Origin of the sequence: Neglectibacter caecimuris (assembly GCF_034335015.1) — a bacterium.
Taxonomy (GTDB): Bacteria; Bacillota; Clostridia; order Oscillospirales; family Acutalibacteraceae; genus Acutalibacter; species Acutalibacter caecimuris_A.
This window is the reverse complement of sequence record NZ_JAWXXK010000001.1, coordinates 427,861-442,000: the sequence shown is the minus strand read 5'-3', so window position 1 is coordinate 442,000 and position 14,140 is coordinate 427,861. Positions and strand designations below refer to the sequence as shown.

Sequence of the window (14,140 nt, the reverse complement as noted above, 5' to 3'; positions counted from 1 at the left end):
TTTGTCGTTGCTATTGTATCACAAAAGCTTTTTTGTGGAAACAAAATTCCACTTTTTTTAGAAAAGTTCTCTGTTCTACACAAAATCATTTCTGAGAGGGATCGCTCAAATCTCCAATGGACACCGCCACCGAGTGGCGAATAGGCTTCCACTCCACATTGCCAAATACCGCCAGCAGCATGGCAATACCGAAGGTGAAAACAAAGAGGGGAAAGGTAAAGGCGTAAAGCACCCGTTTCCGGCGGGAGCAGCGGATCCGCTTCCGCTCGGTCACAAGGGGCATCAGGCCCATGAGAAACAGCACGCCGTAGGAGTTTACCAGGGCGCTGATCACGGAAAAGGCGAAAAGCCCCATTTCATGGCGGGCGGAAACCATGCCCACAAAGAACATGACCGTGTTTACCAGAAAGCTCAAAACGGTCAACACCGCCGCGGGAATGGTGTTCATCAACATATCGTAGCAGGCAAAGCGGCCGGTGGCGGTAAGGGTGTGCAGCAGATCCCCGCCGTGCTCCGCAATGACCTGAAAATAGCCTTTGATCCACCGGGAACGCTGGCGAAGGGACTGCTTAAAGCTGCTGGGCTGTTCATCGTACAGAACGGCGTCGCCGCAATAGGCGATCTTTTCTCCCCGGATCACCATTTCCGCGGTAAATTCCAGATCCTCCGTCAGGCAGAACCAATCCCAGCCGCCCTGCTCCTTCAAAATGCTGTCGGCGAACAGAAAGCCGGTGCCGGACACGGCGCAGCCGATATTCAGCGTATCCCTGGGGCGGTTCAGATATTCGGATTCCCGCAAGAACCATAAGCCGTACCCGGCGGTGATCCAGTTATCCTCAAAATTTTTAGTGTTTCGGTAGCCGGTGACCACCCGGTGACCGGAGGAAAACACCTTGTTCATTTCCGCAATGTAATGGGGGTCCAGAAGGTTATCGGCGTCAAAGACAAAATAGCCGTCATAGCGCTTTTCCCCGTGCTCCTCCTGAAGCTTTCCCAAAAGGAACGCCAGGGCAAAGCCCTTGCCCACCTGGGCCTTGTTCTGCCGCTGATAGACCATAGCCCCGTGGGAGGCCGCCACCTGAGCGGTACTGTCGGTACAGTTATCCGCCACCACATAGGTGTCAATGAGCTCCGCGGGGTACTCTTGCCCCCGAATGCTGTCCAACAGCTGACCGATCACGGCCTGTTCGTTCCGGGCGGCAATGAGCACCGCGTACCGGCACAGCTTCCGCGTCTGAAACCGGCGGCGTTTTCCGGAAAGCCGCACAATGGCGAACACAGCCTGGTAGAAGCAGCAGGCGGCAAAAATGGCCGCCAGCGCGAAATTTATGTAAGAAAGTGTTTTCATAATTGGAAATACCCCTCTTTCTTTTGCCGAACCTTTCTGTTCAGAACAAGTACCGCCGCATGGCAGCTGCTCTAAGTATTTCAGAAAAATTTCAAAAAATTTTCAACCGCACCCGCAATTTTAACAATATCCAGCGTCCAGTATAGCAGAAAATTTACCATAAGGATATTGGAAAAGTCTAAAAAAGAACAGAACGATTTTCTTAAAAATTTATGACGAATGAGGCATTTTTGAAAATTTTCCGGGAAAACAGGAAATAGGACTTGCTTTTTTCCGAAGAATCGTGTAAGATAATACAGCAATATTTGGGCGCTTAGCTCAGCTGGCTAGAGCACCTGCTTGACGTGCAGGGGGTCAGCGGTTCAAGTCCGTTAGCGCCCACCAAAAGTCGAAGAGAGGACCCTGCGTCCTCCCTTCGATTTTTTTGCTAGCGGACTTGAACCGTAAGACGGTTTGCCAGTTTGGAAATTGCCCCGGTGGGACAATTTTAGGGCAAAATGGCGCGGAAGCTATGCTTCAAGCCATGCCGGTGCGCAGCACAGGCGTCCGTTAGCGCCCACCAAAAGAAACCCGCTTAAACATTGAGTTTTTGCGGGTTTTCTCTTTATAAATAACACTCTTAATAACACACTTTTATTTTTCGGCGGTTTTTTCCGGGGTTAATATTCTTTGGAAAAGGCCAGTTATCATGCCGCTTATATCCTGTATGGTTTTCTTTGATCGTCCCATTGCCGCCGCTTTCTCAAGAATATTCTAAATATCCCCATCGCAGAGATCGGGAGTTTTCTTTTTGCCAAGGTTTGGGACGATCTACACCCGCCCAATGCTTTCCACGTGCTTATATTCCGTGGCGCTGAGGATTTCTTTGCTTTCCGTTTTGGGATTGTTCATAAAAGGCCGCTACCCGTTCCCCAGTAGGGCTGATCCCGTGGTCAAGCTATGCGTCCGCTTCCCGCTCTTTTTTACGGTGAAAACGCCGCTATGAGCCTCTGGCGGGACGTTGTCGCTATTTTCACATTGCTTTGCTGCGTTCATAGAGATATTCCGGCGCTATATCGATTTCTCCATTATTCCACACAGGAACGCCATAATCCAGGTACACGCCTTGGAAAACATCGGGATTTTTGAGTGGTGCATAGCAGGGCTTTTCCATCAGCGGCTTGCAGAGCCCCAGTCGCCAGGTTCCCCGGGGAAGGGAGGCCCGCAGGCTTCTGTCCGGCTCCACGTTCTCTGTAAGGTCCCGCAGCTCTCCCGTGGTCTGTTCCACGGCGGTAACGCTGAGAAGCGTGTCCTCGGGAAGAGAGGGGGCGTCCTCCACCGCCAGGCCGAAGGGCCCGGAACTCTTGCGGTTGGGGGCCTGCAGAAACGCGCCGGTATCCAGGCTGATTTCCCCTCCGGCAAGTTCCTGGCCGCGATAGCAGAGCCCCTGACGGCGCAGCTCCAGGGGAGCGTTCTTCATGGCCCCGTTGGCAAAGCCCGTGGGGAAATGACTGTCGTCCAAGATCCAGACCTTCATGCCCCGCCGCTTGGCTTCGTCCAAAATAATATCCACATCCTGCCACCACCGGGGGCCGCGGTAGTCGGGGTGGGGGCGGCTTTCCAGGCACACCGCGCCGATGCCGCAGGAATGAATAGCCCTCATGTAATCCCGCAGAACAGCCTCCTTTTCTCCGTGAAGCCAGAAAAAGGGCAGAATGTGGTTTTCGGTTTTTTCGCTTAGCAGAGCGTGAACCACAGTATTCATAAGCTATTTCTCCTTTTGCGCGCCATGCGGGCAGACTTTTTTACATTATAGAAGAAATGTCCGAAAAAATCCAGCGCCGCTTGGCTGGTTTTTTCTCAACAGAAAACAAAAAGTTACAAAAGAGAAGGAAAAGAAAATATTTTGCAGTTTTAACTTTGATAACTTGCAAAAACTGGCAAACAACCCTTGACAAAAGAATGAAACAGGTGTAATATATAACATTGTTCAGGGGCGCTAGCAAGGTTTTCTCAGTTGTCGATATTCTGGGAGATTTCATTTTTCTTCCTGCATTTTGACGTTAAAAATCTCAGGCGTTATACTGACAGTAGAATGGTACCGTTACAGCCCAGCGCTGGAGGTATAAAAATGATTGCCTTGCAGTCATTGGAGTTGGCGTGCTTTGCGCGCGGAAAAAGACAGGAGGAAGTGCAATGGACAAAAAGTGTGGAAACGTCTTTTGGCGGTGCTGCTCAGCGCGGCTCTGCTGATCGGCGCCATGCCTGTGGCTCTTGCGGCAGAAGCCGGGGAAGACGGCCAGTGGACATGGGAGCAAACAGACAACAGCACGGTAACGGCTGCTTTGAGCCGTCAGTCCGTGGCCGAAAAGGAAGAAGAGCCGCCCTATGCGGAGGGAGAAACGGTTCGTGTGTCCATCGTGTTGGAGGATAAACCTACCCTGCTGCGGTTCCCCAAGGCGGCGGACGGCGACATCGCCTCCAATACCGCGGCGAAAACCTATCGCAGCAAGCTGGAAGCCCAGCAGGACGCTATGGCGAATACCATTTCGCGGGAAGTCCTGCAAGGGAAAAAGCTGGACGTAGTGTGGAATTTGACATTGGCGGCGAATATTATTTCCGCCAATGTGGAATACGGCAAGCTGGAAGAGATCAAGGCGCTGGAGGGCGTAAAGGACGTCTTCGTGGAAACGCAGTATGAGCCTATGGTGGCCTCTGTGGGCGGCGACGACCCCAACATGCAGATCTCCAGCGATATGACCGGCACCACCCAGGCCTGGAACAACAAATATAAGGGCCAGGGCATGCGTGTGGCCATTATCGATACCGGTCTCAAAACCGAGCATCAGTCCATGAATGCCGCGGCCTTTGACCATGCTTTGGAAGAGGACGCCACGGCGGACGGAAAAACGGTGGCGGATTATAAGCTGCTGAACCAGGCTGAGATCCAAAGTAAGCTGACCCAGCTGAATGCTTACAAGCGGGACGGCGCTAAGGTGACTGCCGCTCAGCTGTACCGCACCACAAAGATCCCTTACGGCTATGCCTATGTGGATAAGGACCTCGACATTACCCATGACAATGATACCCAGGGCGATCACGGCTCTCATGTGGCGGGTATCGCCACGGCCAACCGCTACCTGAAAAAGGCGGACGGCACCTTTGCTTCCGCCATGGACGAGGTACATATGACCGGCGACGCGCCGGACGCTCAGGTCCTGGTCATGAAGGTGTTCGGCAACAACGGCGGCGCTTATGATTCCGATTATATGGTGGCCATTGAGGACGCAGTTGTTTTAGGCTGCGACACCATCAACCTTTCTTTGGGTTCCGGCAACCCCGGTACCGCCGCCTACGGCAACGATGAGTACCAGAAGATCCTGGATTCCTTTGTGAAATATCAGTCCCTGGTGGTCATTTCCGCCGGCAACTCCGGCACCTGGGCGGAAAGCAGCGAGGTGGGCGCCCTGTACAGCGACGACGCCAGCTTTGACATGGTAGGCTCGCCCGGCAGCTACACCAACGCCTTTACCGTTGCCTCGGTGGATAACAACGGTATGATCGGCATGGGCTTTACCTATGGCAGCGGTACTTTGGTGATCCCCACCGATACCGTTGGGAATTTTTCCGCTTTGGACGTGAGCGCCGATAAGAGCGGCACGGCCCTTGACTATGTGTACCTGGATAAGATCGGCGCGGCGGCTGACTATACCAGCGATGTGACAGGAAAGGTGGTATTTGTCAACCGCGGGGATACCTCTTTTGTGGAAAAGGCCACGGTTGCCTTCCAGAAGGGCGCCGCCGCCTGTATCGTTGTGAATAATCAGCCGGGTACCATCAGCATGGCGCTGGACGATTTCGTAAACGCCGGCGGAACCATGCCCTGCGTTTCCATCACCCAGGCGGAAGGACAGGCAATTAAGGCCACCGGCGCCACCGGGCAGATCACCGTGCTGGGAAGCTCCAAGGTCATGAACGGCAGCGCTTCTTCTCCCGATTACACCATGAGCGATTTCAGCTCCTGGGGCGTGCCGGGAGACCTGAGCCTGAAGCCGGAAATTACCGCCCCGGGCGGTAATATCTGGTCCCTGTATGGCACAGGGACCGATAATGGCAAGTATCAGCTGATGAGCGGCACCTCCATGGCGGCGCCTCAGATCGCCGGTATCGGCGCGCTGGTCAAGCAGTATATCGAAACCCAGGAGCTTTCTCAGGAAGGCCTGACTGACCGGGCGCTGGCCCAGTCTTTGATCATGTCTACGGCCACGCCCCTGAAGGACGGCGCAGGAAAGTATCAGTCTATTCTGAACCAGGGCGCCGGTATGGTGAATACCGCCGCCGCGACCTCTGCCGATTCTTACGTTCTGGTGGACGGCCAGGAGGACGGCAAGGTCAAGGTAGAGTGGGGAGACGACCCCGCCAAGGCCGGAAAGTACAGTGTGAAATTTACCATCAACAATATGGATCACAAGGCCCGCAGCTATCAGCTTTCTGAGCAGCTGTTTACCCAGGCGACCCAAAGCGATGCTTATGGTACCTATTGGCAGCTGGGAACCCAGAATCTGGCTTCTACCGTTACCTGGGTAGTGGACCAGACCGGCGGGATCGATTTTAACAACGATGGCGTAACAAATATCGACGATGCCCAGGCCCTGCTGGACTATGTGGTGAAGGGCACGGCGCTGAAGAAGGACGAGGATAAGGCCGATGTCAACAACGACGGCACGGTAAACACGGCCGACGTTGCAAAATTCCTGCAGGATATCGCGCTGGCGGCAGATGAGCCTGTCACCGTGCCTGCCGACGGCTCTCTCACCGTATACGGCGAGATCACGCTGGACACTTCCGCGGCTGAGGCCGTTCTGGCAAAGGCCCCCAACGGCTTCTATGTAGAGGGCTATATCACCGTTGAAGCCCAGCCGGACAGCGAAGGCGCGGTAGGCACCGGCCACAGCATTCCTATGCTTGGCTGGTACGGCAGCTGGAGTGCCCCTTCCATGTTCGATAAGGGCTCCTATGCGGAATATTACCACGAGACCGGCGAGGAGCGCGCCCCGTATCTCTATACCGGAGTTGATGAAAACGGTTACCCCATTCCTCAGATCGATGGGAATTACCTCACCGTAAAATATGGAGACGGAAGCGGTGTTTCTCCCTTTATCGGAAACACCTTCCTGAAGGACGACCAGTATCTGGAGGAGCGCAACGCTTTGAACAGCCAAAACGGCGACCAGCTTGATAACTGGAGCTTTGCGCTGATCCGAAACGCCTCCGCTTCCCGGCTGACTATTACAGACGCGAACACCGGAGCGGTATATAAGAGCCAGGAGCTGGGAGGCGCGGAAGCCGCTTTCTATTACAGCAATGAGAGCACCTGGATGAAAACCAGCCTCGCGGCGCCTGTTTCCTGGGCCGGTACCGACGCCAAGGGAAAGCCCCTGGCAGAGGATACCGTAGTGGATCTGAACCTGACCCTTGTTCCCGAATATTATGTGGACGGCAATACCGTGCGCTGGGAAGAACTGGAGGAGGGCGCGAGCCTGACCACCCGGCTTACCATCGATAACACTCCGCCCACTTTGAAAACCGTGGAGGGCGCGGCCAGCGCCGATAAAAAGCTGACCCTGGAAGCGCAGGATAATCAGTATGTAGCGGCCATCGCTCTGTTTGACGCCAGCGGAAAGAAGCTTTTAAGCGCGGAAACTCCCAATCAGACGGAAAAGGGAGCGGTTGCTTCCGCCACGTTGGATGTAGATGGGATCGTCGGTAAAAGGTTCAAGGTGCAGGTGTTTGATTACGCCGGAAATACCGCTACCTTTGATGTAGCCTATACCGGCCTGGATCCTGAGATCCAGGATCCCGATTACATTTTCTATGATGATTTAAGCTCTAACTGGTACGGCGTGAAGGGTAGCGATGTGGGCCTTTACGCCAACGGCAGCTTTACCGCCGTGGCGGCGGAATGCGTAAACGGCCGGGTATTCGTGCTGGAAGACGCCAACGATTACCAAAACAGCATTTACGCTGATTCCGTCAAGCTTTATACCCTGCCTGTGGAGGATATGAACGCTTCTGTGCTGGCCGCCTCTGTTTCCCTGGAGGGCAATTCCGGCTGGGCCCAGGATATGGCCTACAGCACGGTAGATCACAAGCTCTATGCCCTGATCTATGTACTGGACGGCTCAGAGGAAGAGCCGCCGCCCCATCTGTTTAAGATCGACCCCATGAGCGGAGCTTACGAAGACCTGGGCAAGCTGGGTCAGAACACCTCTACCTTGGCGATCGACGATGCCGGGAACTTCTACGGCATTGTCAATGTGGTGAATCCTGATACGCTTGCGGAAACCGGAACACTCTACAAGTATACTCCGGAAACGCTGGAAAACCCTGTGGAAGTGACAGTTACCGGCCTGATGGCTCCCGGAAGTTTCCAGTATGCCGCCACGGATTGGGTGGACGGAAAGCTGATCTACGGCAGGTTTGATATGAGCGAGACCTTTGAAGCACCGCTTCAGTCCATCGATGTGGAAGCCGGAACCGTTCAAGAGCTGCATTCTGATTTGGGCAAGCTCTGCCTGAAGGCCCTCTTCTCCGCAAAGGGAGAAGACGCGGCGCTCGATTTGGATACTCCTGCCTCCGCCGCGGAAGCGGTGATCCTCTCCGCAAGCAGTGCCACCGTCATGAAGGGCTCCACTCTGCAGCTCACCGCCGCGGCTACTCCGTGGAACCTTGAAAACCGGGAGGTCACCTGGAAGAGCGGCAATACCCGCGTTGCCACGGTGGACGCCAACGGTTTGGTGAAGGGTGTTTCCACCGGTACAGTGACCATCACGGCGGCCAGCAAGGCCACGCCCTCTGTAACGGCCACCTGCGAGGTTACTGTAAAGTCTATTGAGACTGATCTGAACGCTCTTGTATGGGACGAGGAAGGTAAGATCTGGTGGTCCAAGTTCAACACCGGAAAGCTGCCCGCCTATACCAAAAATAAAGAGGTGGAAACCAGCCTGCAGCTGGCTGCCGCCGCAAAAGATGGAAAGGGCGGTATGTATGCGGCCTCTTTGGATACAGACACGCTGACCTCTTCTTTCTATAAAATCAACCCCACCACCATGGAGGCTACGCCCACCGCGGAAACGGGCTGGGGCGGAGGCGCCATGGATCTGGCCTATTCTCCGGCCTATGAGCTCTATGCCACCGTATACGCCAGCTACCTGATCCTGTGTGATCCCGAGACAGGCGATTATTACGGCTTGGCCCGTGTGAACGGCGACAACACGAATTTGTACGGTGTGGGCATCGCCTATTACACCACCGTGCACAATACAAAGTACGATACAGATGTAGATTATTTCCTGGTGGTGGATAACGCCGGAAACCTCTATCTGACCGGATTCGGCTATATCCAGGGGATCCCGGAGCTGCAGGAAGGCTTCTATACCTTCGGCGGGCTTGTCGATAATACCGGCTACAGTACCGAAAAGCCCTACTTTAACTCCCTGGAGTATACCACTGCTTCCGATGGCAACCCTTATCTGTTCTGGAGCCAGTGGGACGGCGGCGACTATGTAAAGCTGATCGCTATTGACGTGGACAGCGATGAGGGCGGCATTTATGAGCTTGGGAGGTTCCCCGCCACCGTGTGGCCCGCGGCGGGCCTGATGAGCGGGTCGATCCCCGGAAACAGAAGCGCGGCAGGCCGCCTGACAAAGACGCTTGCGGAAGCTGAAGCTGCCGGTACTGAGCCGCTTCAGATCCCTGAGAAGGCAGAGTTGGAAGGTCTTTTGACCGGCGGGATCGAAAAGACGGCGAAAACTGCCCCGGCGGAAGCCGTGGCCGCGGACGAGCCGAACGCCCCTCAGGGAAGAGCTCCCAGAGCGGGCACAGGCGCGGCCGCCGGAGCGGCGGCAGTAGACCCGGTCGCCAAGACGGTAACGGTGCCGGTGGAGGTTTCCGCCAGCAGCAACGGCCTCTTTACACTGGAATACGACAGAAGCGTTCTCACCCTGAGCTCCGCCGAATACAGCGGAACAGCTCTTCACAGCGACGTGAAAGCTGCCGGAAGCTTCAAGGCCGGTTATGCCGACTTTGAGGAGTTCACCGGCAGGCTGGTAGATTTGACCTTTACCTACAAGGCCAAGCCGGAAGACCAGACCACGGAAGTGACTGTGAAGGTCTTTGAGGATGGCGCCACGGTAACCGAGGAACCCGCCGGAACGCCGGTGGAGATCACGCTCCCCGCAGGGGAGAACACGCCCGTAACTCCCGCGCCCGGCCCCTCGGGCGATAATCCGGTGCACGACTGTCCCTCTGAGAAATTTACCGATGTAGATACCTCCAGGTGGTATCATGAGGCCATCGACTATGTGGTGGAAAACGGCCTGATGTATGGGGAAACCACAACGCGCTTCGCGCCGGATACAGGCATTTCCAGAGCCCAGATCGTCACCGTGCTTTACCGCCTGGCCGGTTCTCCCGCGGTAAGCGGCTCCACACCCTTTACTGATGTCAAGGCCAATAGCTACTATGCCGACGCTCTGGTGTGGGCCTATCAGAACAAGCTGGCCGCCGGAAATACCGCGACCACCTTCGCGCCCAATAAGACAGCCACCAGAGAGGAAATGGTATCCTTCTTCGCCAGGTTCGCGAAGCTCAGCGGCCAGACGGTGGAGGCCAAGGGCGATCTTTCCGCCTTCAAGGACGCGGGCTCAGTCAGCAAGTACGCGGTAGAGTCCATGACCTGGGCGGTGGAGAGCGGCCTGATCCACGGCGTATCTGCCGACAGGCTCAGCCCCAAAACCACCTCTACCCGCGCGGCTGTGGCACAGGTGCTCATGGAGTACTGCCGGAAATTTCCGAGATAGTTTTGCGTAACGCAATAGGATAAAAAGGAAGCGTCCGACGCTGTAAAGCGCCGGACGCTTCCTTTTTTAGTTGTTAGTTGTTAGAGAAGAGAAAGAACAAAGAACTTTGGCTTTTTTGAACAGCCAACAGCTCGTTTTTGACGCTTTGGAAAATAATCCTGCAAAATTACTTTTTATTTTTGGGAATATTCCGGCGTTTCACTTGATTTTTGCAGGAGAAAGGCTTAAAATGAATTATACGAGCAAATCAGGGAAACTGTATGGGTGAAAAGGAGAGGATCGTACCATGAACAGCCAGCTTTCTGAGAGGATCCGGCTGAAAAGCCCGGAATTCTCAAAAGGACAGAGGGCGATTGCCAGATATATCGAAGAGCACGCGGACAAGGTCGCTTTTATGACGGCCTCCCGGCTGGGAAAAACCGTGGGGGTCAGTGAATCCACCGTAGTGCGGTTCGCCACGGAGATCGGGTATTCGGGGTACCCGGCCCTGCAGCAGGCCATGCAGGAGATGATCCGCAGTAAAATGACCAGCGTGCAGCGGCTGGAGATGACCTCGGCCAATATCAGCCCTACCCGGCTTTTGGACGCTGTGCTGGAGCAGGATATCGATATTTTGAAGCGCACCAAGGAAAATATGGATCAGGAGGCCTTTTACCGGGCGGCGGACGCTCTGACAAAGGCCAGGCGCGTTTATGTGCTGGGTGCGGGCAGCTCCCTGGCCTTAGCTACCTTTCTGGCCCATTACCTTCGCCTGGTGTTCGGCACGGTGCAGCTGATAGAAGCCGTCAGCGAGGCCAGCATTTTGCAGCAGATCGTCCGGGTGGGAGAAGGAGACGCCATTATTGCCATCAGCTTTCCCCGGTACTCGAAAAAGGCGGTAAAAGCGCTGCAATACGCTTCCGATAAGGGAGCGGCCACAGTCGCCGTTACAGACAGTCCCCTGTCCCCCCTGGCCCAGTATGCCGCCCACCTGCTGCTGGCCCGCAGTGATATGGTCTCCTTTGTGGATTCGCTGGTGGGTCCCCTGAGCGTGCTGAACGCCCTGATCGTTTCCGTTGCCATTCGGAAGAAGGACGAGGTGGCGGATACCCTGCGGCAGATCGAAAGCATTTGGGACGAGTACGGAGTTTATGAAAAGGTGGATGAAAAAAGCACTTGAACCGGGAAAATTCGTTTGACGCCATCGTGGCGGGCGGCGGGCCCGCCGGGCTGATGGCGGCCGGAATCGCGGCGGCCCGGGGCCGCCGGGTGGCCCTGCTGGAAAAGAACCGGCAGCTGGGAAGAAAGCTGCGGATCACCGGAAAGGGACGCTGCAATGTGACAAATCACTGCTCGGTAGAGGAGGCCGTGGCGGCCGCGCCCAGAGGGGGAAAATTCCTGTACGGCGCGTTTTCTGCCTTTCCCCCGGAAGCAGTGATGTCCTTTTTTGAAGACCTGGGGGTCCCGCTGAAAACCGAGCGGGGCCGCCGGGTGTTTCCCGTGTCCGACAAGGCGGAGGATATCGCGGAGGCCTTAGAGCGGTTTATTTTGCAGGCAGGAGTCCAGGTGATCCGGGAGCCAGTTTCCGCCGTGCTGACGGAAGGCGGCGCCGTGTGGGGCGTGCGCACCCCTGCCGGAGAATACCGGGCCTCCTCTGTGCTGCTGGCCTGCGGCGGGGCTTCCTATCCCGGCACGGGCTCCAATGGAGACGGCAGCCGCTTGGCGGTGGCCCTGGGCCACACCGTAAAGCCGTTAGTGCCGTCCCTTGTTCCCCTGGTGGAGCAAGGCGGGTACTGCCCCCGGCTGATGGGTCTTTCCCTGCGCAACTGCGGGCTGAAGGTGACGGAGCGGGGGAAGAAAAAGCCGGTTTATGAGGATTTCGGCGAGCTGCTGTTTGCCCATTTCGGCCTTTCCGGCCCCACGGTGCTCAGCGCCTCCGCCCATATGCACCCCATGGAGCCGGGAAGCTATACGGTGCATATCGACCTGAAGCCGGCGCTGGATCACCAAAAGCTGGACGCCCGCCTGCTGCGGGATCTGGAAAAAAACCAAAACCGCATGTTCCTTCATTCCCTGGAAGAGCTTCTGCCCCAAAAGCTGATTCCCGTGGTGGTGGAGCGCTCCGGCATTCCGGGAGAAACCCGGTGCCACTCCGTTACCCGGGAACAGCGAAGGGAGCTTGCCGGGCTTTTGAAGGATTTTACCATAGAGATCCGGGGCTTTCGCCCCTTGCAGGAGGCCATCGTCACCTGCGGCGGCGTAAGCCTGAAGGAGATCGACCCCCGCACCATGGGCTCCAAGCTGGTTTCCGGCCTTTTCTTTGCGGGGGAGATCATGGATTGCGATGCCTACACCGGCGGCTATAACCTGCAAATCGCCTTTTCCACCGGGCATTTGGCGGGCAGCTTTCTGTAACCCTGTTTTCAGGGGGATAAAGAAATTCCCTGCCCGGCGGCGGAAAAAGCGCAGGCGTTGTTGATCCACAGGGCAAGGTTCGAAACGTCCCGGCCTATCCAGGAAACCTCATCATAAAGATCGGAAATAGCCTGCTTCACCGTCTCCTCAGAATACCGCTCGGAAAGGCTCCCCTCTTCCCAGGCCCTTTCCAGGCTTTCCAGCTTTAAGAGTGTGGATTCAAAAAGAAGCACGTTGGAACGAAAGTCCCGCAAAAGCTCAGTAAATCGTTTTTGATCTTTCATGTTTATCACCTCGGGCACTATTATGGACCAAAACGGCTGAAAAGTCAATAGCCCAAATTGGCTTTTCTAATTTTTGGGAGTGAAAATTATGCTGTATAAAAGAATTAAAGAATTGCGCAAAGAGGAAAAAAAAACACAAGCTGATATGGGCGCGGTACTGGGCATGAGCCAGCGCGCTTACGGTCATTATGAAAATGGCGACCGAGATATGTCGCCAGAGGTTTTGATTGCCCTGGCAGATTACTATGATGTAAGCATCGATTATCTTTTGGGGAGAACAAACAAAAGAAATTTAAAAAAATAACCGCGCCCTTAGGCTCCCCTTATTTATAAGGGGAGCTGTCAGCCGACAGGCTGACTGAGGGGATCGTTCCCTGGCGAGTTTTGCAAAGAACGCAGAATGTGCTCTGCTAAAAAATTTGTAAATTCCCTGATGGGCTATTATAATTAAAAAAGAAATTTGCTCTATAGAGGCGGGCAAACAGTAAGAGGCCAGCGGGCTGATCCCCTCAGTCACGGCAACGCCGTGACAGCTCCCCTTGTAAGCAAGTGGAGCCTTTCTTTAGGCTCCCCTTATTTATAAGGGGAGCTGTCAGCCGACAGGCTGACTGAGGGGATCGTTCCCTGGCGAGTTTTGCAAAGAACGCAGAATGTGCCTTGCTAAAAAATTTGTAAATTCCTCAAGGGATTAGTATAATTAAATAAAGAAATTTGTTTTATAGAGGCAGACAGACAGCAGGAAGCCAGCGGGCTGATCCCCTCAGTCACGGCAACGCCGTGACAGCTCCCCTTGCAAGCAAGTGGAGCCTTTCTTTAGGCTCCCCTTATTTATAAGGGGAGCTGTCAGCCAACAGGCTGACTGAGGGGATCGTTCCCTGGCGAGTTTTGCAAAGAAAGGAGAAAGGTGGGAATGGGGAAGAAATACAATCCCGTTTTAGTTCCTTTCGCAAGGGAGCTTCGAAAAGCCATGACGAAGGAGGAACGCCATCTCTGGTATGATTTTCTGCGTCCTTATCCGGTGAAATTTCAGCGGCAGAAGGTATTGGGGCAATACATCGCGGATTTCTATTGCAGTAAAGCGCGGCTGGTGATTGAATTGGACGGAAGCCAGCATTATGAAACCGAGGGGCAGAAAAAAGACACGGAACGCACAAAATTTTTGGAGGAATACGGGCTGCAAATTTTGCGGATCCCCAATAATGAGGTAAATCAGAATTTTGCGGGTGTATGTGAATATATCGATATGGCCGTGAAGAATGCTTTGTGATAAAATA

General features: G+C 54.9%; 9 protein-coding genes and 1 tRNA gene. 7 read left to right on the top strand and 3 right to left on the bottom strand.

What is annotated here, in order from left to right; all coding sequences use genetic code 11:
* Positions 1 to 85: 85 nt before the first annotated feature.
* Positions 86 to 1,348: a glycosyltransferase family 2 protein gene (locus tag U8T64_RS02020; protein ID WP_322180430.1), complete on the bottom strand. Its 1,263-nt coding sequence runs from the start codon at positions 1,346 to 1,348 to the stop codon at positions 86 to 88.
* 307 nt (positions 1,349 to 1,655) lie between these two features.
* Between U8T64_RS02020 and U8T64_RS02015 the strand changes: the two genes are divergently transcribed.
* Positions 1,656 to 1,732, top strand: a tRNA-Val gene (locus U8T64_RS02015).
* Positions 1,733 to 2,360: 628 nt separating this feature from the next.
* Here U8T64_RS02015 and U8T64_RS02010 read toward each other — a convergent pair.
* Positions 2,361 to 3,092: a hypothetical protein gene (locus tag U8T64_RS02010; RefSeq protein WP_322180429.1), complete on the bottom strand. Its 732-nt coding sequence runs from the start codon at positions 3,090 to 3,092 to the stop codon at positions 2,361 to 2,363.
* Positions 3,093 to 3,534: 442 nt separating this feature from the next.
* On the opposite strand from U8T64_RS02010, the gene U8T64_RS02005 reads away from it, so the two are divergent.
* From U8T64_RS02005 to U8T64_RS01990, 4 genes are all read left to right on the top strand, one after another.
* Complete coding sequence (locus tag U8T64_RS02005) at positions 3,535 to 10,188, top strand: S8 family serine peptidase (protein ID WP_322180427.1); 6,654 nt, start codon at positions 3,535 to 3,537, stop codon at positions 10,186 to 10,188.
* Positions 10,189 to 10,294: 106 nt separating this feature from the next.
* On the top strand, positions 10,295 to 10,456 hold the full coding sequence (locus U8T64_RS02000; protein ID WP_322180425.1) for a hypothetical protein: 162 nt from the start codon (positions 10,295 to 10,297) through the stop codon (positions 10,454 to 10,456).
* Between the two features lie 18 nt (positions 10,457 to 10,474).
* Entirely contained in the window at positions 10,475 to 11,347 is an 873-nt protein-coding gene (locus U8T64_RS01995; protein ID WP_322180423.1) for a MurR/RpiR family transcriptional regulator, read from the top strand.
* Positions 11,344 to 12,582 carry a BaiN/RdsA family NAD(P)/FAD-dependent oxidoreductase gene (locus U8T64_RS01990; protein ID WP_322180421.1) on the top strand — a complete coding sequence of 413 codons (1,239 nt, stop codon included), beginning with the start codon at positions 11,344 to 11,346 and terminating at the stop codon, positions 12,580 to 12,582. Before U8T64_RS01995 ends, U8T64_RS01990 begins: the two co-directional genes overlap by 4 nt.
* 8 nt (positions 12,583 to 12,590) lie before the next feature.
* On the opposite strand, the gene U8T64_RS01985 is transcribed toward U8T64_RS01990, so the two are convergent.
* Entirely contained in the window at positions 12,591 to 12,866 is a 276-nt protein-coding gene (locus tag U8T64_RS01985) for a hypothetical protein (RefSeq protein WP_322180419.1), read from the bottom strand.
* An 88-nt stretch (positions 12,867 to 12,954) separates the two neighbouring features.
* Between U8T64_RS01985 and U8T64_RS01980 the strand changes: the two genes are divergently transcribed.
* Both U8T64_RS01980 and U8T64_RS01975 read left to right on the top strand, forming a co-directional pair.
* Positions 12,955 to 13,170, top strand: coding sequence for a helix-turn-helix domain-containing protein (locus tag U8T64_RS01980; protein WP_322180417.1), 216 nt, complete (start codon positions 12,955 to 12,957; stop codon positions 13,168 to 13,170).
* Positions 13,171 to 13,776: 606 nt separating this feature from the next.
* Positions 13,777 to 14,133 carry an endonuclease domain-containing protein gene (locus U8T64_RS01975; RefSeq protein ID WP_322180415.1) on the top strand — a complete coding sequence of 119 codons (357 nt, stop codon included), beginning with the start codon at positions 13,777 to 13,779 and terminating at the stop codon, positions 14,131 to 14,133.
* Positions 14,134 to 14,140 lie beyond the last annotated feature (7 nt).

Coding starts and splice junctions, on each gene's coding strand:
- U8T64_RS02020 (WP_322180430.1), bottom strand. CDS start 1,348: ATGAAAACACTTTCTTACATAAATTTCGCGCTGGCGGCCATTTTTGCC.
- U8T64_RS02010 (WP_322180429.1), bottom strand. CDS start 3,092: ATGAATACTGTGGTTCACGCTCTGCTAAGCGAAAAAACCGAAAACCAC.
- U8T64_RS01995 (WP_322180423.1), top strand. CDS start 10,475: ATGAACAGCCAGCTTTCTGAGAGGATCCGGCTGAAAAGCCCGGAATTC.
- U8T64_RS01985 (WP_322180419.1), bottom strand. CDS start 12,866: ATGAAAGATCAAAAACGATTTACTGAGCTTTTGCGGGACTTTCGTTCC.
- U8T64_RS01980 (WP_322180417.1), top strand. CDS start 12,955: ATGCTGTATAAAAGAATTAAAGAATTGCGCAAAGAGGAAAAAAAAACA.
- U8T64_RS01975 (WP_322180415.1), top strand. CDS start 13,777: ATGGGGAAGAAATACAATCCCGTTTTAGTTCCTTTCGCAAGGGAGCTT.